Below are 23,266 nucleotides of genomic sequence, written 5' to 3' on the forward strand. Positions count from 1 at the left end.
CCTACTGCTGTGAAGAGGCCCACGTGTGACGGCATCCCTGACCGAACCTCTGACGCTGCTCCTCGTCGAGGACGACGACGGTGACGCCTTCCTGGTGGAGGAGCTGCTCAAGGAAGCGGAGGCGCCGCCGAGGATCATCTGGGTGCGCAGCCTCCGCGAGACCAGGCCGCGGCTCACCGGCGCGATCCAGTGCGTGCTGGTCGACCTGACGCTGCCGGACGCCTCGGGCCTGGAGGCGCTGCGCGAGGTGCTGCGGCTCGCGCCGCACGCGGCCGTGCTCGTGCTGACCGGCCTGCGCGACGCCCACGTGGGCGTCGCCGCGGTGCAGGCGGGCGCGCAGGACTACCTCGTCAAGCAGGACATCGACGCCCGGCTGCTGGCCCGGGCCATCCGCTACGCCATGGAGCGCAAGCGGGCCGACCTGGCCCAGCTCCGCCTGGTCGAGGCCGAGCTGATCGCCAAGGAGAACGCCCGGCTGGAGCGCGGCCTGCTGCCCGTCGCGCTGCTGCGCGGCGACCGGGTCGAGCAGTCCACCCGCTACCTGCCCGGCAACCAGGGCACGCTGCTCGGCGGCGACTTCCTCGACACCGTGCAGACCCCCGACGGCGCGATCAACGTGGTGATCGGCGACGTGTGCGGGCACGGCCCCGACGAGGCGGCCCTCGGCGTCGCGATGCGCATCGCCTGGCGCACGCTGGTCCTCGCCGGGCACAACGGCGAGCGGCTGCTGCACACCCTCGACGCGCTGCTGCGGGCCGAGCGCAAGGCGCCGGAGATCTTCACGACGCTGTGCACGGCCACGATCACGCCCGACCTGCGTCACGCCCGGATGCGGGTCGTCGGCCACCCGCCGCCGCTGCTGGTGCGCGACGGCGTGGTGGACGTGGTCGACGGCACGCCGTCCGGACCGCCGCTCGGCATCTTCTCCGACGCCGCGTGGAAGGTCATCGACGTCCCCCTCGGAGCGGAGTGGTCGATCATGCTCTACACCGACGGCCTCATCGAGGCCGCCCGGGGCGGCCATGACCGGCCGCTCGGCGTGGAGGGCCTGGTCGAGCTGGTACGCGAGCACGGCTCGATCGACCTCGACCGGCTCATCGAGCACGTGGGCACGACCGACGACGACCTCGCCCTGCTGCTCGTGCGCGGGAGGGGCGCGTGAACACCGGCGGGAGGATCCGGCCGCTGCCGTCGCTGCCCGCGCCCACCGGGTTCGGGCGCCTGCCGATGGGCCGCTGGTTCGCCGTCGTGGGCACGGCGTTCACGCTCGCGTTCGTGGTCGGGATCGTGCTCACGGCCATGCTCATCGAGCAGGTCCACGCCGCCCGGCCGCGCCCGGAGGTCGAGGTGCACCTGTCCCGGCTGTACGTGGCTCTCGTGGTGCTCCTGGTGCTCCTGCTGGCGGCCGGCGTGGTGCTGTTCCTCGTCGTGCGGTACGTGGTGCTCAAGCCCATCGCCAGCCTGGCCGAGCAGGTGCGCCGGGTGGCGGCCGGCGACTTCGACCACCGGCCGAGCGTCGAGCAGCCGGCGGAGCTGGCCGAGCTGTCCGGCCACGTCGACGCCATGCGCGAGCGCATCCTGGCCGCCTGGCGCAACGCCGAGGACCAGGCGGCCGAGCTGCGCCGCTCCAACGGCGAGCTGGAGCAGTTCGCCTACGTGGCCAGCCACGACCTCCAGGAGCCGCTGCGCAAGATCGCCAGCTTCACGCAGATGCTGGACCAGCGTTACGGCGACCGGCTCGACGAGCGCGCCAAGCAGTACATCCACTACGCGGTGGACGGGGCCAGGCGCATGCAGCTCCTCATCAACGACCTGCTCGACTTCTCCCGCGTGGGCCGGGTCAGCGGCGGGCGGACCCCCGTCGACGCCGGCGAGGCGCTGTCGGCGGCCCTCGACAACCTGTCGGCCACCCTGGAGGACGCCGGCGCGAGCGTCACCGCGGGCCCGCTCCCCCGCGTGCTCGGCAACAGGCTCCAGCTCACGCAGCTCTTCCAGAACCTGGTGGAGAACGCCGTCAAGTTCCGCGCGGACGATCCGCCCCGGGTCCGGATCGAGGCCGTGCGCCGGGACGGCATGTGGGAGTTCGCCTGCTCCGACAACGGCATCGGGATCGAGGGCAAGTACGCCGACCGGATCTTCCTGATCTTCCAGCGCCTGCACCCGCGCGACGTCTATCCGGGGACGGGCATCGGGCTGGCGCTCTGCCGCAAGATCGTCGATTACCACGGCGGGCGGCTCTGGCTCGACGATGACGCCCCGGGGCCGGGCGCGACCTTCCGCTGGACCCTCCCCGCGGCCGGCGACCCGGCCCCGTCCGAGGACGGTGAGGACGCGTGATGGAGGGCCGTCCCATCGAGGTGCTGCTGGTGGAGGACGACCAGGGCGACATCCTGCTGACGCGGGAGGCGTTCGAGTTCAACAAGCTGCGCAACCGCCTGCACGTGGTCAACGACGGCGAGCAGGCGATGGCCTTCCTGCGCCGGGAGGAGAGCTACGGCGACGCGCCGCGGCCCGACCTCGTGCTGCTCGACCTCAACCTGCCGCGGATGGACGGCATGGAGGTGCTGCGCGAGGTCAAGGACGACCCGGACCTGCGGACCATCCCGGTCGTCATCCTGACCACCTCCGAGGCGGAGGAGGACATCCTCCAGGGCTACCGGCTGCACGCCAACGCGTACGTCGCCAAGCCGGTGGATTTCGAGCAATTTATCCGAGTTGTCCGGCAAATAGATGATTTTTTCGTCACGGTGGTTAAGTTGCCGCACCAGGGGAACCGCCTCTGACGCGTGGACGTGACAGGAATCACAGCGGGTCATCGAAAAAGTGAGTGACCCTTGTCACAAATGCTCACGCGGGCGTCGTAACGTATCCCCCACCAATGCGCGCCCGAGCGGAGACGACGCCCCGCGCCACGCGCAACCAGCGAGCAACCCGGACCCCAGGCGAGCGAAGGGTCCGCGGGAGGTGGAGAGGTCCCCGATGAGCCAGACGACGTCCGACGCGCCCGTCAGAAGGCAGCGCGCGCAGATCAAGGTGCGCACCCTGCGCACAGACCGATGGTGGCTGGCCCCGCTGCTGACCTTCCTCGGACTCAGCGCCTTCCTCGTCTACGGCGTGTGGGCCATCTTCGACACCCCGTACTACGTGCCCGGCGCCGAGTACATCGCGCCGTTCTCCTCCCCCTGCCTGGCGACCTCGTGTCCCGAGGGGGCGCGGCTGTTCGGCCTGGCGCCGTTCGGCGACTGGTACACCCTGCCGCCCGGCCTGCTGATCCTCGGCCTGCCCGGCGGGTTCCGGCTGACGTGCTACTACTACCGCAAGTCCTACTACCGGTCGTTCTGGCTGTCGCCGCCCGCCTGCGCCGTGCAGGAGCCCCACGGCAAGTACACCGGCGAGACCCGCCTCCCGCTGATCATGCAGAACATCCACCGCTACTTCTTCTACGCGGCCATCGTCATCGGCGCCATCCTCTCCTACGACGCGATCCTCGCGCTCGTCCACAAGCCGCTCGGCCTCGGCTCCTGGATCCTGCTGCTCAACGCCGTCCTCATCGTCGCCTACACGCTGTCGTGCCACTCGTGCCGGCACATCACCGCGGGCAGGCTGAACCACTTCTCGCGCCACCCGGTCCGCTACCGCGCCTGGACCTTCGTCTCCAAGCTCAACGCCAAGCACCAGCCCCTCGCGTGGGCCTCGATGTTCTCCGTCATGGGCGCCGACTTCTACGTCCGCCTGGTCGCCAAGGGCATCATCGCCTTCCCGTACGCGTAAGGAATCTCAGTGGAAATCGAGCGTCACGAATACGACGTCGTCGTCATCGGCGCGGGAGGCGCCGGGCTGCGGGCCGCCATCGAGGCCCGTCAGCAGGGCAAGCGCACCGCCATCGTGTGCAAGTCGCTGTTCGGCAAGGCCCACACGGTCATGGCCGAGGGCGGGGCCGCCGCCGCGATGGGCAACGTCAACCCCGACGACAACTGGATGGTGCACTTCCGTGACACCATGCGGGGCGGCAAGTTCCTCAACAACTGGCGCATGGCCGAGCTGCACGCCAAGGAGGCTCCCGACCGCGTGTGGGAGCTGGAGGCGTGGGGCGCGCTGTTCGACCGCACCAAGGACGGCAAGATCAGCCAGCGCAACTTCGGCGGCCACGAGTACCCGCGCCTGGCCCACGTCGGCGACCGCACCGGCCTGGAGCTGATCCGCACCCTCCAGCAGCGCGTCGTCGCCCTCCAGCAGGAGGACTACGAGCAGCACGGCGACTACGAGGCCTACATCAAGGTCTTCGCCGAGTGCACGATCACCCGCCTGCTCAAGGACGGCGACCGCATCTCCGGCGCGTTCGGCTACTGGCGCGAGAGCGGCAGCTTCGTCGTCCTCGACGCCCCGGCCGTGGTGCTGGCCACCGGCGGCATCGGCAAGTCGTACGTGGTGACCTCCAACTCGTGGGAGTACACCGGCGACGGCCACGCCCTGGCGCTGCTCGCGGGCGCCAACCTGATCAACATGGAGTTCATCCAGTTCCACCCGACCGGCATGGTCTGGCCGCCGTCCGTGCGCGGCATCCTGGTCACCGAGTCGGTCCGCGGCGACGGCGGCGTGCTGCGCAACTCCGCCGGTGAGCGCTTCATGTTCAACTACATCCCCGAGGTGTTCAAGGACAAGTACGCCACCACCGAGGAGGAGGGCGACCGCTGGTACACCGACCAGGCCAACAACCGGCGGCCCCCGGAGCTGCTGCCCCGTGACGAGGTGGCCCGCGCCATCAACGCCGAGGTGAAGGCCGGGCGCGGCTCACCCCAGGGCGGCGTCTTCCTCGACGTCTCCAGCCGCCTGCCCGCCGAGGAGATCAAGAGGCGGCTGCCGTCGATGCACCACCAGTTCAAGGAGCTGGCCGACGTCGACATCACCGCCGAGCCCATGCAGGTGGGCCCGACCTGCCACTACATCATGGGCGGCGTCGAGGTCGACGCCGACACGGGCGCCGCCGCGGTGCCCGGCCTGTTCGCCGCGGGCGAGGTGTCCGGCGGCATGCACGGCTCCAACCGGCTCGGCGGCAACTCGCTGTCCGACCTGCTGGTCTTCGGCCGCCGCGCCGGCGCGGGCGCCGCCGCGTACGTGGACGCGCTGCCCGCCCGGCCCAGGATCGGCCAGGAGGAGCTGGACGAGGCCCGCGAGGAGGCACTGGCCCCGCTCCAGCGCACCGGCGAGAACCCGTACGAGGTCCACCACGAGCTCCAGCGCACCATGAACGAGCTCGTCGGCATCATCCGCAAGGCCGAGGAGGTCTCCGAGGCCCTGGAGGTCGTCGAGAAGCTCAAGGAGCGGGTGCGCCTCGTCGGCGCCGCCGGGACGCGCATCTACAACCCGGGCTGGCACCTGGCGCTCGACCTGCGCAACATGATCCTGGTCTCGGAGTGCGTGGCCCGCGCCGCGCTGCTGCGCCAGGAGAGCCGCGGCGGCCACACCCGCGACGACTTCCCCGGCATGAACCCCGAGTGGCGGCGCAAGCTGCTCGTCTGCTCCACGGCCGACGGCTCCTCGATCACCGTCGAGGAGCAGCTCCAGCCGGCGATGCGCGACGACCTGATCACCCTGTTCGACCGCGACGAGCTGAAGAAGTACCTCACCGACGAAGAGATGTCCGAGTTCGACGGGATTTCGAAATGAGCTACAAGGCGAAGTTCAAGGTCTGGCGCGGTGAGGGCGGCGAAGGCAAGCTCGAGGACTTCACCGTCGAGGTCAACGAGGGCGAGGTCGTCCTCGACATCATCCACCGGCTCCAGGCCACCCAGGCGCCCGACCTGGCGGTCCGCTGGAACTGCAAGGCCGGCAAGTGCGGCTCCTGCTCCATGGAGATCAACGGCAAGCCGCGGCTGGGCTGCATGACCCGCATGTCCACCTTCGCGGAGGACGAGACGATCACGGTCACGCCGATGCGGACCTTCCCCGTCATCAAGGACCTGGTCACCGACGTCTCGTTCAACTACCAGAAGGCGCGCGAGATCCCCTCGTTCACGCCCCCGCAGGGGGTGCGGCCGGGCGAGTACCGCATGCAGCAGGTCGACGTCGAGCGGTCCCAGGAGTTCCGCAAGTGCATCGAGTGCTTCATGTGCAACAACATCTGTCACGTCATCCGTGACCACGAGGAGAACAAGCCGGCCTTCGCCGGGCCGCGCTTCCTCATGCGGATCGCCGAGCTGGACATGCACCCGTACGACGTGGCCGACCGTCAGGAGTCGGCGCAGGAGGAGCACGGGCTCGGCTACTGCAACATCACCAAGTGCTGCACCGAGGTCTGCCCCGAGCACATCAAGATCACCGACAACGCGCTGATCCCGATGAAGGAGCGCGTGGTGGACCGCAAGTACGACCCGCTGGTGTGGCTGGGCAACAAGATCTTCCGTCGTCCCAAGTGACCTGACGCGACGAGGCGGCCGATGGAGTTTCCACCGGCCGCCTCTGTTCGTGCGTGGGGTTCTAGCGGGAGCGTCTTCGTGCGTGGATCTAGCGGGTGCGGCGGTGCCTGCCGCCGCCGTCCGGGTCCTGGCCCGGCAGGTGGTCGATCAGCGTCGCGTCGCCCGTCTCGGCGCCCGTGGCCGGGCTCGCCGGGTGTTCCGGCGGCCCCGCGTACGGGGCGGCGCCGCCCGCCGGGATGTCGGCCGGGGGCTGCTCCGGCGGGACCGCCGGCTCGAAGGGCGCCCGGTACGTCCCCTGGGGCTCCTCGTGCACCGGCTCGTTGCTGTAGTCGTCCGGGTGCAGCACCACGGGCTCGGGGGCCGGGTCCGGGCCGGTCTGGCCGGGCGGCGGGAGCACCGGCAGGCCGGACTCGTCGTACGTGGCCGGGTCCGGGTAGACGGCCCCGTACTGGACCGGGCCGCCGGGGTACGCCTGGACCGGCACGAAGCTGAGGATCGGCGCGTACGCGGTGGTCGCCGGGTAGCCGGGGGGCATGCCGGTGGAGGCGTAACCGGGGCCCGCGGGGTATCCGGCGGTCGGGTAGCCGGGAGCACCCGGGCCGGGCGGATAGCCCGGGCCGGCCGCGTGGGCGCCGGGGCCGGTCGGGTACCCCGCACCGGCCGGATAGCCGCCGGGCGGGAAACCGTGGCCGGCGGGATAGCCGGGAGCCGTGGGATAGCCGGGGCCGGCCGGGTCGGGCCGGGGCGGCCCGGCCCGGCGGACTGCCGCCGCGTGCGCCATGCGGCGCAGCCGGCCCTCGAAGATCAACACGGCGAACAGCACCAGCAGCACCATGACCAGCGCCGGGATGCTCAGCTTCTGCGCCATCTCGGCCTGGTCGAACTCCGGCGTGGCCGCGCGCACCTCGAGCTGGACCGACTCGCTGGTCGTGGTGTCCTGCGGCGTGGGGGGCGTGGTCGGCGTCTGCGAGGGCGTGTCCGTGCCCGCGACGCTCGGGAGCTGCACGCTCTGCTCTTCCGTGGGCTCCGTGGCCGGGACGCTCGGCGGCTCCGCCGACGTCTCCGGCGGCTGCACGGGCGGCAGGTTCTGCGTCGGGCTGCTGGGCGGAGGGGTCGGCGCCGCGCTGGTCGCGGACTTCTTCGGCGTCGGCTTGGGCGACTTGGTGGCGGTCGGCGACTTGGTGACGGTGCGGGTGATCGTGGTCTCCGGGTCCTCCTCAGGCGTGGGGAGGGTGGTGGTGACCGTGACCGTGACCTCGGGCGTGCTCTCGCAGGCCTGGTCGTTGTCGCACGGGTCGACGTTCGGGTCGTAGGCGACCACCGACGCGCTGGCGCTCTGGATGACGAACGGCGCGGCGCCGATGCCGGTCAGGCCCAGGGACAGGACCATCGCGGAAACGGCCGTCGCTCGCGTGCGTGCCACCTGTGCCCTCCGCGATCCGGAACCATGGTCAAAGGAATCTTAGTCCGGTAAAAGACACAGTAAAGACGGAATTACCCCATGTTTTCCTGACAAATGCGTGTACTGCCGAGACTGCGCGAACCAGCATGCGAGGTCACCGGGTGCGCAGCACGTCCTCGACCGCCCGCATGACCGGCAGGTCCGCGCCCAGCCACGCCACGTCGTAGTACTCGCCGGGCGCCAGCCACCGCAGCGCCAGATGCTCCTTGGCCACCGGCGTGCCGTCGGCGAGCGAGCACAGCCACACCCGCATGACGTACCCCTCGGCCAGCGCCCAGTCGCCGCCGACCCGCTCGCCCACGGCGACCTCCACGCCGAGCTCCTCGCGGCACTCGCGCACCAGCGCCTCGGCCTCGCTCTCCCCCGGATCCACCTTGCCGCCCGGGAACTCCCACCCGCCGGCCAGCGCGGGCGGCTCCGCGCGCTGCGCGGCCAGCACCCGGCCCCGCGGATCCACGATCACCGCCGCCACCACGACCACCGTCATAGCGACCGCAGTTTCTTGAGCTGGTCGACGACGTCCGGGTTCTGCAACGGCCGGGTGAAGCCCACGATGTTCCCGCGGCCCTCGTACCCCGTCACCTTGATCGGCCCGCACAGCCGGCACCGCGCCTCGATCATCTTTCCCTTCGACACGACCATCCCCACATGACCGGGGTTGTCGGGCGACGTGCCCGGCCCCGCGTTGAAGAACACCAGATCGCCCGGCTGTTCATCCCCCTGCGCCACCTTCACGCCGAACGGCCACTGCTGGAAGGTGGTGCGCGGGATCCTCAGGCCCGCGGCCTGGTAGGCCGCGTAGATGATGCCCGAGCAGTCGAACGCGTCAGGACCCGTGCCGCCCCACAGGTACGGCTTGCCGCGCTGCGCCAGCGCGAACGCGAGGATCTCGCCGACCACCTCGCTCGGCGCGGCCTCCACCAGCGGGTCGTCGCAGGAGTCGTCGGCCTCCGGAGGCGTCTCGACGTCGCCGCTCTTGGCGTAGCGGCGGGCGATCTCCTCCACCTGGTCGACGTACCACCAGGCGCGGTTGTAGACGAACAGCGCCCGCCGCACGTTCTCCGGGGCGCCGTTGCGCTTGAGCATCTTGGCGGCGCCCAGGATCGCGTCGGCCGGGTTGTAGACGTCGGCGATCCCGTCGCCGTCGCCGTCGGAGGCATAGCCGCTGACCGACGACGACATCGGGATCCTCGCCTTGCCGCCCCACGTGCTGATGAGGAACTGCATGGGGCCGGCCGCGCCCGCGTAGTTCGTGCCGCTCTTGACGCCCGGCAGGTCGGACCGGCCGTGGTCGGTCTCGCGCTTGCCGACGGCGGCGAGGATCGTCCACTGCACGCCGATCTTCTCGCCGTTCTTCTTGTACAGCTCCAGGTACTCGGACGGGATGTCGGAGGCGGCCGAGTCGGACGCCTCCTGCGCCTTCCTGCCACCGGCGCAGTCGGGCTGCTCGCCGCCGTTGCCGATGAACGACGGGATCGAGGTGAGGAGCATCGGCGAGACGATGACGAGCGCGAGCAGGACCGCCCCGGCCGCGCCGAGTGCCAGGGCGACGCGCGTACGGGAGAGGTTCACCCCGACTCGTCCCCCTTCTGGCCGTCCCCGGCGGGCTGGATGTCGAAGACCCTCCAGTCGGTGCCCATCTCGCTCACCGTGACCGCGTAGTCGTCGGTGAGCTGCTTCGCGCCGCTCTTGGCGGTGATCTGCTGGGTGCCGGTGACGACCAGGACCACGGACGTCTTCTCGACCGACCTGATCTCCTTGACCTTGGCCGTGCCCGTGGACACCACCTCGTCGGCCTGGTTGCGCTCGACCGTGCCGGGCGAGGTCAGCGTGCGCGCCAGCACGCTGCCGAGGTCGGCCGTGGTGAACGCCTTGACCCGGTCGGCGTACGCGGCCGGCTCCTCGTCGTAGCGGAACGTGCCGTACGCGGCGGTGAACCGCTCGGCCAGGTCGGCCGCCGCCGCGAGCTGCTCCTTCGTCAGCGGAAGGTACGCGTAGATGTCGAACGGGGCGTTGCTCGCCGTGGCCAGCGGCGTGCTGCGCGGCACGGTCACCACGCTGCGCGGCGTGCGCCCGGCGGCCGGCTTCTCCTCCGGGGAGTCGCCGGAGCCGGGCCACATGGTGAGGTAGAGGCCGACGGCGGCGATCACCACCACGATGGCGGCGAACGCCAGCCCCCGCTTGTCACCGGGCTGGGCCATCGTCAGTCCTTGTCCTGACTGCCGGGCTTGAGCCAGAACGGCACGGGCGGCTCGTCACCGCCGGAGCCGTTGCCGCGCCGGCTGGGCAGCCAGAGCGGGGGCGGCTCCTCCGCGCGACCGCGCGACCCATCACGCGACGACCCGCCGAAGATCCCGCCGCCCGACGAGCGCGAACCACCCGAGTCGCCCCACCCGGAACCGCCGGAGCTCCTGCTTCCGCCACCGCGTGAACCTGACCCACCACCGCGCGACCCGGACCCGCCGCCGCGTGAACCGGACCCGCCGCCGAACAGACCGCCGCCCGAACCACCGGACCTCGACCCGCCCGACCCGGACCCGCCCGACCCGGACCCTCCGGACCTGGAGCCGCCGCCGAACAGGCCACCGCCGGAACCGCCCGACCTCGACCCGCCCGACCCGGACCCACCGCCGAACAGGCCACCGCCGGAACCGCCGGACCTCGATCCCCCGGACCTCGCCCCGCCCGACCTCGACCCGCCTGATCCGGAGCCGCCGAAGACCCCGCCACCGGTACCGGAGCCGCCCGACCGGCCGGCGCGCGAGGCCCAGCCGCCACCGGACCGGCCGCCGAACCAGCCGCCGCCCGCCGAACCCGAGCCACCGGAACCACCCGAGCCGCCCGACCCGCCGCCGGACGAGCCGCCATGGCCGCTGCCGCTGCCGCCGCCCGCCGCGGCCGACAGCCGGGACGCCGCCCCGGCGCCGCCCGACACCCGCGGACCGCCGCCGGACACGCGCGGCCCCGCGCCACCCGCCGAACCGCCGGCACCGCCCCGGCCCCCCGAACCGCTCCGGCCGCCTGGAGCACCCGCAGCACCCGCAGCACCCCCAGCGCCGCCGGCCGCGCCGCCCGTTGCCCGGGGGCCACCGGCTGCCCCGGCGCCGCGCGCCCGGGCCGGCGTGCCGCCGAGGTTGAGCGGCGGCGCCGACCCCGGACGCGGCGCGGGCACCTGCCGCGACGCCGCCTTGCCGCCCTGCTGGTCGGTGCCGAGCGGAGCCGCCGTGGCGGGCACCCGCGTGCCCTGCTGCGTCGCGCCGGCCGCTGCCTCCTCGGATCGGACCCGGCCCTGCGCGACCGCGCTCGCCGCGGCCGTCCCCGCCGCCGCGCCGGTCGCTGCGGCCTGGATGAACGGCTCCGCCTTGCGCACGCCCCAGCGCCCGATGCGGGCCGAGGCCACCGGCGGCAGCGCCACGGCCGACCGCTCCAGCGTGCGGGAGCTGGCCGCCTCGCCGAGCATGCGGGTGGCCAGCGTGTGGCCGTTCATGGAGGCGAACAGGTGCTGGAACGGCCTGCGGTAGAAGAACACCGCGATCGTCAGCAGCGCCATGAACAGGATCTGCAGGCCCCACGGCATCGCGGTCGAGATGATCAGCGCGTAGCCGTACACGAGCACGCCCAGCACCAGGGCCAGCACGGCCTGCCGGAGCAGCGTGCCGACGAGCATCTCCACCCAGCGCATCGCGATGATGCGCCCGCTGCCCGGGTGCACGCCGATCAGCAGGAACACCGGGCCGAGGATCAGCAGGAGCAGGAACCCGACCTTGAGCACCAGCAGCGAGACCGCCACCAGGAAGATCAGCACGCCCGCGACCAGGGCCGCGATGAGCGCGCCGATGGCCACGCCGAGCCGGGAGGTCCAGTCCTTGCCCTGGAAGATGGCGAAGCGCGGGTCGTTCTTGAGCTGCTCGGCGATCTCGGCGTACTTGGCCTGGTGCGCCCCCGCGTCGGCCGCCTGCTGGCCGGCCTGCGGCGCGGGGATCGCCTGCGTCTCCAGCATGAGCCGGCCGTAGTCGCGCACCACCGGCGCGTTCGGGTCGGCCGTGCCGAACAGGCCCACCAGCCACGGCTTGCAGACGAGCGTGGACCACAGGGCGTCGGCGTTCTGGTCGACGCCCGGCGTGCCGGTCTGGCCGTAGCCGCCGGCCTTCACCTGGGGATTGGTCTGGCCGGGACCGGGCAGGCAGGACGCGCCGCCCGCGCCGGGCAGGCCGGAGAAGGCGGAGTTGACCACCTCACCGGTCTTGTCCGTGACGACCTTGCCGAGGCCCGTGAAGTCACCCGGCCGGCTGAAGAACCAGGTCGCGACCGTGACCGCCAGCACCATCCAGATGACGCCCTCGGCCGTGGTCGTGGCCCGCTTCCGGATCAGCCCGTACCAGGCCAGCCAGATCGCGCCGAGGATCACGATCGGGCGGAGGAACGGCCAGTACATCGCCTCCGACAGGTTCGTCACGATGTCGTCCACCACGTCCTTGATGGACTGGAGCGGACCTTCCGTGGCGGCGGCCTGGTAGGTGGTGATCGTCACCCGGTCGATCGCCTTGGCCCACAGGAAGACCGTGTTGGCCCAGCCGTTGCCGAGGACGGCGACGATGTCGGAGCAGCCCAGTCCGTAGGTGTGCCAGAACTGGCCGCTCATGCCGAACTGCGCGTAGTTGGTGACCGGAGCGGGAACCGTGCCCTCGGGCTTCGGCGGCTGGATCATGCCGTCGACGCCGCTGCCGATCACCTCGGGGGTGAGCGCCGGCGACAGGTCGCACGGGCCCGCGGCGGCCGGCGACACCCCGCCCACCACGAGCGGGACCACGAGGATGCCCGCGATCAGGGCCAGCGCGAGCGCGAGCCGCCTGGGTAGCCGGACCTTCATGACCGTACCTCCTGCGCTCGGCCCACTCCCCCTTGAAGATCATGCCCGCTGTCGCCGGGTTTGTCGTGGGTCGGATTCGTGTCGAGCCAGCGCAGCAGCTCCTCCGAGATCAGGTCCACTGCGATGCGGCCGGCCCGGCCGTCCAGATCACGGAAGACGCACTCGCCGTTGCCGAGCGAGCGCAGCACCGCCTTGTGCTCCTCCGACGGCTCCACCCCGAGCAGGGACATGACGTGGTCCACCTCGACACGCTCGGTGGACCGGAACGCGAACACCGACGACAGGCAGTTGGTCACCTGTTCGTTGAGCAGGTCGCCGGCGTTCTGCGACACGAGGACGAGCGCGGTGTTGCGGGACCGGCCCATCCGGCTGACCTCGGGCACCAGCTTGGCGCCCTCCGGCGTGGACGTGATCGCCCACGCCTCGTCCAGGAAGATCGCCTTCGGGGCGCGGCGGTCGAGCCCGTTCATCAGCCGCCGCGCGAACTGTGACACCAGGTAGAGCAGCGCCACCGACAGCCGCTGCTCGTAGGAGTAGTCGTCGCGGCCGGTCGCCGCGTCCGGCAGCGTCAGCCCGCCCAGCGTGAACACCGTCGTCCAGCCCTCGCTGTCGATCTGCTCGCCGCCCGACGGGTCGAAGCACAGCCTCGCCAGGTGCATCTCCGACATGGAGCGCAGCACCGCGCCGAGGTTCTTGGAGGCCGCGTCCTCCGACTGCTCCAGGAACTCGACGACCTTGCCCAGCGACGGGTCCGGCTGGTTGGACACGGCGGCGACGGCCTGGATCATCGCCGACTCCCGCTCCTCCGACATGCGCGGCAGCAGCAGGCGCAGCGTCTCCGTGGCCATCGTCTTCTTGGCCGCGATGTCGTCGCCGAACGAGAACGGGTCGAGCAGCCCCGGCGCGGCCGAGCCGAGCGGGATGACGCGCGCCCTGCGTTCCCGCTTCTGCAGCAGCTCCACCAGCGACTCGGCGTCACCCTTCGGGTCGATCACCGCCACCGTCACGCCGCGCAACGCCATCTGGTAGATCATCAGCAGCGCGAGCGTGGTCTTGCCGCCGCCCGGCTCGCCGGTGATCGCGATGGCCGTCGGCCGGTTGCGGGTCGCCGCGACCAGCGGGTCGAAGTGGACGATGCTGCGCGCCCGGCCCACGGTCTCGCCGATGTACGGGCCGTGCCAGCCCTCGCTGCCCTCGCCGAGCCGGTCACCGAGATCGACCGTGGCCGTGAACATGCCGCCCGCGATCGTGCGCAGCGGCTGACGCTGGGCGTAGGCGTTGACCCGTACCTTCTCGCCCGGCAGCGCCTCGCAGAACAGCGAGAACTGGTCGCCGGTCGAGTTGACCACGTCGATGCCCATGTCGCGGTAGTGCTCGACGACCGCCTCCACCCGCTGCACGCAGATGTCCTCGGTCGGGGCCGCCACGATGAGCCGGTGCCAGCCGTACACGAACGGCAGCCGCTCCTTGGTGATGCCGTGCTCCAGCATGCGGGCGGCGTCGATCTGCTCGGCCAGCGCGATCGGCGCCTCGGCGCCCGCCTCCCGGATGTGGATGTCCATGTCGCGGGCGTGCGCCAGCTTGCGCGCGACGTCCTTGGACGCCTTCACCGGCGGGATCAGCCGCATCCGCGACGAGATCTCCACCGGGAACGGGAGCTGGTCGGCGAAGTGCATCCACGGCTCGCCGTCCGGGAACGGCATGAGGTCGGGGAAGCGGGCGAACGACAGGTGCGCCACGTACGAGTCGCCCTGCGGCTGCACGATGCGCAGCAGCGACCGGCCGTTGTGGATCTCCCCCTCGACCAGCGACTCGATCTCGCCCTTGCCCCAGCGCCGCTTCGGGCTGGCCGACGGCGGCGGGTCGCCGATGCCGCCGGCCGCCGCGTGCTGGAACAACCACGCCACCTCGGTCGAGGTGGCGTGCCGGGCGTACAGGGCGCTGGAGGCCAGCGCCCGGCCGAGCCGCTCGGCCTGCTCGGTCCAGCGGGCGATCTCGCCGTCGGGCACGTGGTCGTCATCGATGCCGAGCACCTTCTCGGTGCGCTGGTAGAAGCCGAACAGCTGCGACAGCACGCCGCCGCCGATCTGCCGGCCGCGCGGGCCCAGCCGTACGCCGAGGTAGACCTCCTTCGTCCAGAAGTCCTTCGCCCAGACGTGCCGGTACATCTCCTCCAGGTAGTCGCGCCAGCCCGGCCCCTCGTCGGAGGTGCCGTTCAGCGCCATCGCCCATTCGGCCGCCGGGTACGTGCGGTGCGCCACCCGCAGGTGGACCTCGGCGTCGGGCATCCGGATCGCGGCCAGCGCGATCGTGATGTTGGTGGCCAGCGCCTCGCGTTCGTCGGGGGTGACGAACTCGTAGCTGACCGTCGGCAGCCGGAAGTACGCCCATGCGCTGGTGTCGGTGAGCAGGATGCGGTCGTCGAAGTAGCGGACCGCGAGGCGCTGGTGCGCTCTGGACGCCCGGCTCATGCCACCCCCTCGGCGCATGAGCCGGGCGTCCCCGCTCGCTCGTTCACTTAACGCTCACCGATTCTCGTGCCCGGGGGGTCACTCGCCAACTCCTCTTCGCTCACTCGGACGGACTGTGCCGCGAAGCCCGCGACCACCACGCCGGCGAGAGCCAGGTAGGCCCGGCGCCCGGCCGCGCGCAACTGCCCCGGGTCGACGAGCTCGGCGCCCCCCGGCGCCAGGTCGTCCTCCCAGGGGACCCGGACGATGGCCCGGCACCTGCCACGGGCCACCGCCTCCGCCTGCTCGACGTCGGACATCGAGCGCCTGCTCACCCCGTTGACCACCATGACCGACCGCCTGCGCAGATCGGCGCAGCCGTGCCCGTCCAGCCACTCGAACGTCATCGCCACCGCCTCCGCCGCCTCCTCGCTCGCCGGGACCACGAGGACGAGCTGGTCGGCGTACGGCAGGACGCGGGCGGCCAGCGCGGCGGCCGGGTCGACGACGGTCAGCTTGTAGTGGCGGTCGAGCAGGTGGATGACCTGGCCGAGGCGGTGGTCGGAGAAGAGCGCGCGGTCCGACAGGCGCCGCTCGGCGTCGGCGTCGGTGTCGGCCCCGATCACCTCCAGGCCGGAGGCGGTGCGGGTGGTGTAGCCCCGCATCGACAGGTAGCCGCCGACGTGGTCGAGCCCGGCCAGCAGCGAGGCCAGGGTCTCGGGCGTCTCGGGGGCCACCCTGCTCGTCAGGGTCTCGCCGCCGGTGTTGGCGTCGACGGCGATCACCTTGTCGTCGCGGTACCTGGCCAGGGTGTGGCCCAGCATCAGGGCCGTCGTGCTCTGACCGGCGCCGCCGGTGCAGCCGAGGACCACGATCCTGCGGCTGCCGTTGAAGACGCCCCGCGCCCGGGCCTCGTCGATCTCGGACCCGTCGCTGCGCACCCCGCCGCCGCCGACCACGACCTGGGCGATGCGCCGCCACCCGCCGGAGTCGCGGCCGACCACGGACTCGACCCTGCGCACGCGCCCCTCACGGGACCCGCCCCCGCCGACCCGCTGCACCGGCCGCCCACCGGGCTGCCCGGCACCGCCGGCTCCCTCGGCCGGCGCGCCGGACGCCTGAGGACCGCCCTCCCGGGACATGGCGACCGTCTCACGCTCACCGGACCCGGGGACGACCCGCTCACGGTCATGGTCACTGGGTGAAGCTTGCTCACGGTCACCCGAGGCAACCTGCTCACGATCACCCCGAGCAACCTGCTCACGATCACCCGGAGCAGCCTGCTCACGGTGGCCGGGCGCGGGAGCGGGCCGCTCGCCGTCGCCGGAGGTGCGCGCATTCCGGCGCTCGCTCGTCGTGGACGTGTCGCGCTCGCTCGTCGTGGACGCTGCCTCGCCTCCGCTCGTCGCGGGCGTCCTACGGTCTTCGGGCGCGGACGCGTCACGGCTTTCGAGGGCGGGGCCGTCGCGGTCCACGGGTGCGGGGGCAGCGCGGTTTCCAGACGCCGGGACGTCACGGTCTACGGACGCCGGGACGTCACGGTCTACGGGCGCGGGCGCAGCGCGATTCCCGGACACGGGGACGTCGCGATTCTCGTGCGTGGGGACGTCGAGGCCGCCGGGCGTCGGCGTCACGTTCTGGTCGTCGCCCGGTGTCGGGGCGACAGGCTCGCGAGCGTCCGACTGCTTGGCATCGGGGACGTTGAGGACCGACGGGACGAGCCGAACGGGCTTGGCGCCGGACTTGGTACCGGACCCCTGCGACGGCCGTCCCTGCTGCGTGCCCGGCATCGGCGACACCTGCCGGGGCGGCTGCCCCTTGCGGTGCTGCATGCGCGCCGCCTCGTCGTCACGCCGCTCCGCGCTGCCCGACCGCCCCTCACCACGCGCGGCCGTCCCACCGGACGCCCCAGAAGCTGCGCCCGAGACCGCCCCGCCAGAAGCCGCCGCGCCCGGGACCGAACTGCCCTGAGCAGCCGCCCCGCGAGCGGCGCCGCCCTCGGCAGAGGGGATCACCTCAACAGACGGCGTGACCGGAGCAGACGGGGAGGCGTCGGCGGAGGTGGAGACATCGGAGGGGGTGGAGACGTCGGCGGGAGTGGAGACGTCGGCGGGAGTGGAGACGTCGGCGGGAGTGGAGACGTCGGCAGACGGGGAAGAGCCGGCAGACGGGGAGGCGGCCGCAGGTGCTGAGGCGTCGGCAGGTGCTGGGGCGTCCGCAGCCGAGGAGACGTCAGCAAGCGAGGAGGCGTCGCCACAGGCCTCCTCGGACGGCGTGGCCCCTCCGGCCTCACGGACGGACGCTGGTGACACCTCCTGCGTCTCTGACGACTCCGGCAGACCGATTCGCGGCGAGGCGTCGCCGCGAACCTCCGCAGCCTGCGGGGACCCGCCGGGCTGACCGACGGACCGCGACACCTCCTGCGACACGGACGATGCGGGTGCGTCGGCTTGCGCGCCAGGCACGGACGGACCAGCTTGCGGACTGGGCGCGGACGGAGCAGGTTGCGGGTTGGGCGCGGGCGCGTCGCTTCGCGGGCCGGAAAGCGCGGACGCATCCTGACCAGGCATCGCGGACGAACCCCGACCGGACGGCTCGGACGAACCCTGACCGGACGAGGCGGACGAACCCTGACCGGATGACACGGACGAACCCTGACCAGGCATCGCGGACGAACCCTGACCAGGCCGCGTGGACGAGCTCTGACCGGGCACAGCGGGTGAGCCGCCGCGAGAGGCTGAGCGTTGCGGGTCGGCGCTGGCCGCGAGCTTGCGCAGGCGGCGGAGGGCCTCCGTGTCGATGGGCTTGCCCACCACGGGCTCCTGACGGGCTCCTGAGCGCTCGTCACGCCGCGCGGCGGGCTCGCGTTCCCCGCCGCCTTCAGAGACGTCCCGGTGTGCCGGGTCTTCGGCAAGCTCACCGCGCCCCGGCGCACGGTCGGCCTCTCCCGCGACGTCCTGATCCTTGGGCCGGTCGCCTTCTTCCTCGGGCGCGCCTCCGTCCGCGAGCCGCACGTCCTCACCCGAGGCCCGCTCCGCCCCCTCCTCGCCGTACAGCTCGCCCCACCGCACCGGCGACGGCGTCTCCCCTCGTACGGTGACCTCGCCCTCCACGTGGACGTCACCCCGTACCGTCACGTCACCCCCGACCGTGACGTCGCCCCGGAGGGTGACCGTCGACGCCTCCCCCTGCACGGTCACCGGTTCGTCCCGGTGGCCGAGGGCGGGGGCCGTGCCGCGCCTGGCGGTGACGCCGCGGCCCGTGCGGCCGTTGCCGGCGGCGGTGACGGGGGTGGGCTCGGCCACCGGGGCCTGCGCGGCGGCGGCAGCGGCGGCCGCGACGGCGGGGCGCACGGCGCGCGGCCCGGCGGGCGCCTCGACGGCCCGCGACCTGCGCTGCGCGGCGCCGGCCTTGCGGGCCTTCTTCGGGCGCTTCACGCGTACGGGAGCCGGCGCGGTGTGCCAGATGCGCCCGGAGAAGCTGACGGTCTCGGGCTCGGACATCGGCGACAGGCGGTACCAGGCGCGCGGCTGCCCGAGGTAGCGAAGCTGGGACTCCAGCAGTTCGGTGAGCCGCTTGCCCTCGATGACGGGACGGGTCGACAGCCAGGTGACGATGCCCGGCGGCACCAGGAACAGCACGTGCCAGGGCATGGCCACGGGCACGCCGACCAGCACGAGCAGGAGCGACCACGGGACGAAGACCCCGACGAACACGCCTATCCAGACGATCGGCAGCGGCATCGGCAGCCGTAGGTCGTAGAGCTTGTAGAGCCGCTTCTCGATGCGCCAGATGTTCGTGTACGTGGGCAGGTCCACGCGGTCCTCCTCTCCACCCGCTCGTTCATGACCGCCGTGAAGCGGTCTCAATCCTCTACTTGATGCCTAGCGCGCCCGCGATCGCCTTCGCCGTCACCTCGATGATGTTGGGCACGTAGAAGATCACGCCGATGGCCACGGCCAGGATCAGGAACTGCACGAATCTGGTGATCTCGCGGGTGAAGAGGAAGAACAGCGCGACCACCGACACGACGACCAGGAACAGCGGAGCGAAGAAGGCGCGCAGGAAGTCGGCGAGCCCCTCGGTGTTGACGCCGGTCGGCGCGGGCGACGGCGTCATGTGGATCAGGTTGAGCACTATGGTCTTCAAGATCACTTCTTGTCCTCCCGGGGGGTGCCGATCAGCAGCGCGGTCGTGCGTCTATCCAACGGCCCGACCGGCACCGCGGATGTCCTTGACGTACCACTTGTCGCCCTGCTTCTCGACGGTGAGGCGGTAGGCCTGCTCGATGCGGCCGGCCGCCGCGCTCGCGTCGGCGCCGGCGTCGGCCGACGGCGAGGCGCCGGGCACGACCCACACCACCACTGCCTCGACCTCGCGGGTGGCACCCCCCACAGGCACCACGAGATCCTGCAACCCGCCGAAGGTGAACGCGCCGCCGAAGCTCGGCACGCTCGCCCCGACGGCGAGATAGCGCTGCAACCCCGCGGCGTCCCCCGAGGCGTAGTCCTTGAAGAAGCCCTCCATCTGGGGCTTGAGCTCCGCCTCGGCGACGTCGTCGGTCTCGGCCGCGGCGACCTGGGGCAGGTCGGCGGGCGCGGGCGCGGGCAGGATCGCGGGCCTGCCCGAGACGACGAACCGGCCGCCGGCGTCGTCGCCGGAGTAGTAGATCGGCACGGACAGCAGCATCCTGCGCGTGCCCGACTGGAAGGCGACCGAGACGACGGCGTTGTCGGCGTCCTCGGCCTTGATGTCGTACGGCTGGATGGCGACGGCGGCGAACTTGCCGTTGCCGTCCCACCCGAGCTGCGGCGCCATGCCCTCGGCCAGGAACGCGGCGAGCTTGCCCTGCCTGCTCGTGGCGTCGGCCGGGCTGAAATTCAGATAGACGCCCGCGAACTGGGCGGCGAACGCCAGGCCGCGCTGGGTGGGGAATCCGGTGCCCGTCGCGGGGGACGCATTCGGTGCGGGGGCGTTTTGCTGGGTAAACCGCTCAAATGGTGCACGGACCCCATTGACCACGATTACCACGATAAGCGCCCACAGAATGGCGCGGCCCATCCAGACCAGCCAGCGCCCGCCGCCACCCGACCAGCGCCCGCGGCGCGGCCGCCGCGCGGGCGGAAGGTCGTAGTCGGAGAGCTCAGGGCGCGCCGAAAGCTCGGGGTCGCCAGCGATCCGAGGACCGTGCTGGACGGTTGACCTACGAGCCATCACGCCTCCGCTCGCGCCAATCCCCCCGGCTGGCGCGGTGTCGTCCGTTGCCGATCCCCATCATCCGTGGTGAAGCAGTCACCCTATCCGGTCTCCGCCATTGTTCCAGGAAAGCCACGCCCATGCTGCAGGCATCGCCGCCCGGGGGCAAACCGAGTACGCATGACTGCCCGGAGTGTTGGTTCTTGCGCCGAACGCGCGGAATAGGCATTTGACCAGGCCAGATGCCCTTTGTCGCATTACCCGGCGGCCAGAGGTTCCTGTCCAAATGGCGTAGGGACTGTCGCGACCTGCGTATTTGGTATAAGACGGGCAGGCCGCACGCCTCAACGGGCGTGCGGCCTGATCAGCGCCTATACCGCGGAACGGGGGTCGCGAGGAGGCGTTACGCGCTCCGCGTACACGCAGCCGGCAACCCTTGAGAGAACGGGCTCAGGCGGCCGGCTCGGAGTCTCCCGCGGCGGCCGGGCCGCGCACGGCGCGCATGTCCCGGGCCGCGGTCGGCAGGTCACGCCCGGCCGTGGCGGACAGATCGCGTCCCGCCGTGGCGGACAGATCGCGTCCCGCCGTGGCGGACAGGTCGCGGACGACCGGTGCGGGCAGGTCGCGCCGGGGGACGGTGCGCTCCAGGGTGCCGCGCAGCTCGGCGAGCATGCCGGCGGCGTCGCGCTCGCGCATCCACATCGCCAGCTCCTCCCGCTCGTCCGCCTTCCTGCGCAGGTACGCCTCGCGGTTCACCCGCAGGCCGTACATCAGCTCGACCCTGAGCAGGGCGAGCTCCTCCTCAAGGGTGATCCCCGTGAGCGAGGGTGCGGGACGTCGTTTCCGGATGATGCGACGGATCATGAGGGCCCTCCCGAGTCAGCGTGAACGCCGTGACGATTCGACGCTTAGGTGCCCAAAGTGGTTGACGCCTCATCCTTTTCCCGGGTGGCCGAACCCTCAACCGCGCGCGGCGCCCTCCTCCCGCTCCAGCCGGTGCGGCATCCGCCAGCCCTTGGCCAGGCGCGACGGGCGCAGGTTGGACCCGCCGCCGAAGAACTCGCAGAACTTCATGATCAGCGGGTCCCAGCCCACCGGGTCCACGTAGTGCGTGCCGGGGATGATCAGCTCCTCGTCCACGTGCGCGCGCACCACCCTGACCTCGAAGGCGGTCACGTTCCCGTCCGGGCCACCGTACGGGTGGGCCTGCTCCACGACGCATTCGAGCTGCACCGGGCACTCCAGAACCCTCGGGGCCTTCACCAGGTCGGCCGCCTGCTCGGTCAGCCCCGCCACCGCGAACTTGTTCCGCTCGTGCCGGTAGCCCTGCTCCACCCGGCGCTCGTTGATCACCGCGTTCGCGGTCAGCAACGCCAGCCGGTCCACGGCGTCCACCAGGGACGACGGCACCAGGTTGAGCACGCACTCCCGCTCACGGGCCAGGTTGGCCGAGGTCTGGGAGCTGTTGCCCACACCGAGCATGGCGTGGTCGCCCAGCCACCATGCCGACGACATCGGCATGAGGTTGGACGAGCCGTCCTCGTTGCGCGAGCCGATCAGCACCACCGGCGTGCCGAAGTACAGCACCTTCAGGTCGGAGATCGTGTGCATTCCCGCTGGTCCTCAACTTCCGCATAGGGGTCGGTCGTGACGACTCTCCCCGATCCGGACGCGGGACGCCGGTGGAAATCGGACCTCGCGTACGCGTGCGGCCTCAGACGTTGAAGCGGAACTCCACCACGTCGCCGTCGCGCATGACGTAGTCCTTGCCCTCGATGCGCGCCTTGCCCAGCGAGCGCGCCTTGGCGATCGAGCCCGACTCCATCAGGTCGTCGAACGAGACGACCTCGGCCTTGATGAAGCCGCGCTGGAAGTCGGTGTGGATGACCCCGGCCGCCTCCGGCGCGGTCGCGCCCTTGCGGATCGTCCAGGCCCTGGTCTCCTTGGGCCCGGCCGTCAGATAGGTCTGCAGGCCGAGCGTCTCGAAACCGACCCGGGCGAGCTGGGACAGGCCGGACTCCTCCTGGCCGACGGACTGGAGCAGCTCCAGCGCCTCCTCGTCGTCGAGCTCGACCAGCTCCGACTCGATCTTGGCGTCGAGGAACACCGCCTCGGCCGGGGCCACCAGGTCGGCGAGCTGCCGCCGCAGGTCGGCGTCCGTCAGCTCGTCGGCGTCGAGGTTGAAGACGTACAGGAACGGCTTGGCCGTCAGCAGGTGGAGCTCGCGCAGCCCCTCGCCGTCGAGCCCGCTCTCGAAGATGGTCTTGCCGGTCTCCAGGACCTTCAGGGCGCTCTCGGCGGCCTCCAGCGCGGCCTTCTTGTCCTTGTTGTTGCGCGCCTCCTTCTGCAGGCGCGGGACGGCCTTCTCGACCGTCTGCAGGTCGGCCATGATCAGCTCGGTGTTGATCGTCTCGATGTCGCGCTTGGGCGAGATCTCACCGTCGACGTGGGTCACGTCGGGGTCGCTGAAGACCCGGATCACCTGGCAGATCGCGTCGGTGTCGCGGATGTTGGCGAGGAACTGGTTGCCCCGGCCCTGGCCCTCGGAGGCGCCCTTGACCAGGCCGGCGATGTCGACGAACTCCACCTTGGCGGGCAGGACGCGCGCCGAGTCGAAGATCGCGGCCAGCTTGGGCAGCCGGTCGTCGGGCACGCCGACGATGCCCACGTTGGGCTCGATGGTGGCGAACGGGTAGTTGGCGGCCAGCGCGTTGCCGGTCTTGGTCAGCGCGTTGAACAGCGTGGACTTGCCCACGTTGGGCAGGCCGACGATGCCGATGGACAGGCTCATGCGTGCTCCTTAACCGGCCGCACGAGCCCCCGGCCGCTGCTGGTGATGGTTGCCTGGCTGCGCTCGCTCACGTCCAGCGAG

At 71.7% G+C, this 23,266-nt stretch carries 18 protein-coding genes; 6 read left to right on the top strand and 12 right to left on the bottom strand.

The genetic code is table 11. The features are described from left to right. Positions 1-25 precede the first annotated feature (25 nt). From HTZ77_RS28175 to HTZ77_RS28200, 6 genes are all read left to right on the top strand, one after another. A complete protein-coding gene (locus tag HTZ77_RS28175) occupies positions 26-1,162 on the top strand; it encodes a PP2C family protein-serine/threonine phosphatase (protein WP_175592725.1) in 1,137 nt (378 codons plus the stop codon). Further along, positions 1,159-2,337, top strand: a complete 1,179-nt coding sequence (locus HTZ77_RS28180) for a sensor histidine kinase (RefSeq protein WP_205303710.1) — start codon at positions 1,159-1,161, stop codon at positions 2,335-2,337. Before HTZ77_RS28175 ends, HTZ77_RS28180 begins: the two co-directional genes overlap by 4 nt. Continuing rightward, positions 2,337-2,783, top strand: a complete 447-nt coding sequence (locus HTZ77_RS28185; protein ID WP_175592726.1) for a response regulator — start codon at positions 2,337-2,339, stop codon at positions 2,781-2,783. The genes HTZ77_RS28180 and HTZ77_RS28185 overlap by 1 nt, the downstream gene beginning before the upstream one ends. 196 nt (positions 2,784-2,979) lie before the next feature. After that, complete coding sequence (locus HTZ77_RS28190) at positions 2,980-3,771, top strand: hypothetical protein (RefSeq protein ID WP_175592727.1); 792 nt, start codon at positions 2,980-2,982, stop codon at positions 3,769-3,771. A gap of 9 nt (positions 3,772-3,780) precedes the next feature. Beyond that, positions 3,781-5,667 carry a fumarate reductase/succinate dehydrogenase flavoprotein subunit gene (locus HTZ77_RS28195; RefSeq protein ID WP_175592728.1) on the top strand — a complete coding sequence of 629 codons (1,887 nt, stop codon included), beginning with the start codon at positions 3,781-3,783 and terminating at the stop codon, positions 5,665-5,667. Next, positions 5,664-6,416: a succinate dehydrogenase/fumarate reductase iron-sulfur subunit gene (locus HTZ77_RS28200; protein ID WP_175592729.1), complete on the top strand. Its 753-nt coding sequence runs from the start codon at positions 5,664-5,666 to the stop codon at positions 6,414-6,416. Before HTZ77_RS28195 ends, HTZ77_RS28200 begins: the two co-directional genes overlap by 4 nt. 88 nt (positions 6,417-6,504) lie before the next feature. Here HTZ77_RS28200 and HTZ77_RS28205 read toward each other — a convergent pair whose 3' ends face one another. The 12 genes from HTZ77_RS28205 to ychF all read right to left on the bottom strand — a co-directional run bounded on the left by HTZ77_RS28205 (position 6,505) and on the right by ychF (position 23,185). Further along, complete coding sequence (locus tag HTZ77_RS28205) at positions 6,505-7,839, bottom strand: hypothetical protein (RefSeq protein ID WP_175592730.1); 1,335 nt, start codon at positions 7,837-7,839, stop codon at positions 6,505-6,507. Between the two features lie 133 nt (positions 7,840-7,972). Further along, a complete protein-coding gene (locus HTZ77_RS28210) occupies positions 7,973-8,365 on the bottom strand; it encodes a (deoxy)nucleoside triphosphate pyrophosphohydrolase (RefSeq protein WP_175592731.1) in 393 nt (130 codons plus the stop codon). After that, positions 8,362-9,450, bottom strand: coding sequence for a C40 family peptidase (locus tag HTZ77_RS28215; RefSeq protein WP_328808807.1), 1,089 nt, complete (start codon positions 9,448-9,450; stop codon positions 8,362-8,364). The genes HTZ77_RS28210 and HTZ77_RS28215 overlap by 4 nt, the downstream gene beginning before the upstream one ends. After that, positions 9,447-10,079, bottom strand: coding sequence for a hypothetical protein (locus HTZ77_RS28220; protein WP_175592732.1), 633 nt, complete (start codon positions 10,077-10,079; stop codon positions 9,447-9,449). Before HTZ77_RS28220 ends, HTZ77_RS28215 begins: the two co-directional genes overlap by 4 nt. A 2-nt stretch (positions 10,080-10,081) precedes the next feature. After that, a complete protein-coding gene (locus HTZ77_RS28225) occupies positions 10,082-12,748 on the bottom strand; it encodes a type IV secretion system protein (RefSeq protein ID WP_175592733.1) in 2,667 nt (888 codons plus the stop codon). Further along, a complete protein-coding gene (locus HTZ77_RS28230) occupies positions 12,745-15,219 on the bottom strand; it encodes an ATP-binding protein (RefSeq protein ID WP_175592734.1) in 2,475 nt (824 codons plus the stop codon). Before HTZ77_RS28230 ends, HTZ77_RS28225 begins: the two co-directional genes overlap by 4 nt. Before the next feature lie 47 nt (positions 15,220-15,266). Continuing rightward, positions 15,267-19,016, bottom strand: coding sequence for a TcpE family conjugal transfer membrane protein (locus HTZ77_RS28235; RefSeq protein ID WP_175592735.1), 3,750 nt, complete (start codon positions 19,014-19,016; stop codon positions 15,267-15,269). A gap of 55 nt (positions 19,017-19,071) precedes the next feature. Beyond that, positions 19,072-19,317 carry a hypothetical protein gene (locus tag HTZ77_RS28240; protein WP_205303807.1) on the bottom strand — a complete coding sequence of 82 codons (246 nt, stop codon included), beginning with the start codon at positions 19,315-19,317 and terminating at the stop codon, positions 19,072-19,074. Positions 19,318-19,398: 81 nt separating this feature from the next. Further along, complete coding sequence (locus HTZ77_RS28245) at positions 19,399-20,220, bottom strand: conjugal transfer protein (protein WP_328808808.1); 822 nt, start codon at positions 20,218-20,220, stop codon at positions 19,399-19,401. Positions 20,221-20,844: 624 nt separating this feature from the next. Continuing rightward, a complete protein-coding gene (locus HTZ77_RS28250; RefSeq protein ID WP_175592737.1) occupies positions 20,845-21,258 on the bottom strand; it encodes a hypothetical protein in 414 nt (137 codons plus the stop codon). Between the two features lie 96 nt (positions 21,259-21,354). Further along, positions 21,355-22,005, bottom strand: coding sequence for a flavin reductase family protein (locus HTZ77_RS28255; protein ID WP_175592738.1), 651 nt, complete (start codon positions 22,003-22,005; stop codon positions 21,355-21,357). Between the two features lie 103 nt (positions 22,006-22,108). After that, on the bottom strand, positions 22,109-23,185 hold the full coding sequence (gene ychF, locus HTZ77_RS28260; RefSeq protein WP_175592739.1) for a redox-regulated ATPase YchF: 1,077 nt from the start codon (positions 23,183-23,185) through the stop codon (positions 22,109-22,111). Positions 23,186-23,266: the final 81 nt, after the last annotated feature.

Origin of the sequence: Nonomuraea montanisoli, from assembly GCF_013363975.1 — a bacterium.
In the GTDB taxonomy this organism is placed as follows: Bacteria; Actinomycetota; Actinomycetes; order Streptosporangiales; family Streptosporangiaceae; genus Nonomuraea; species Nonomuraea montanisoli.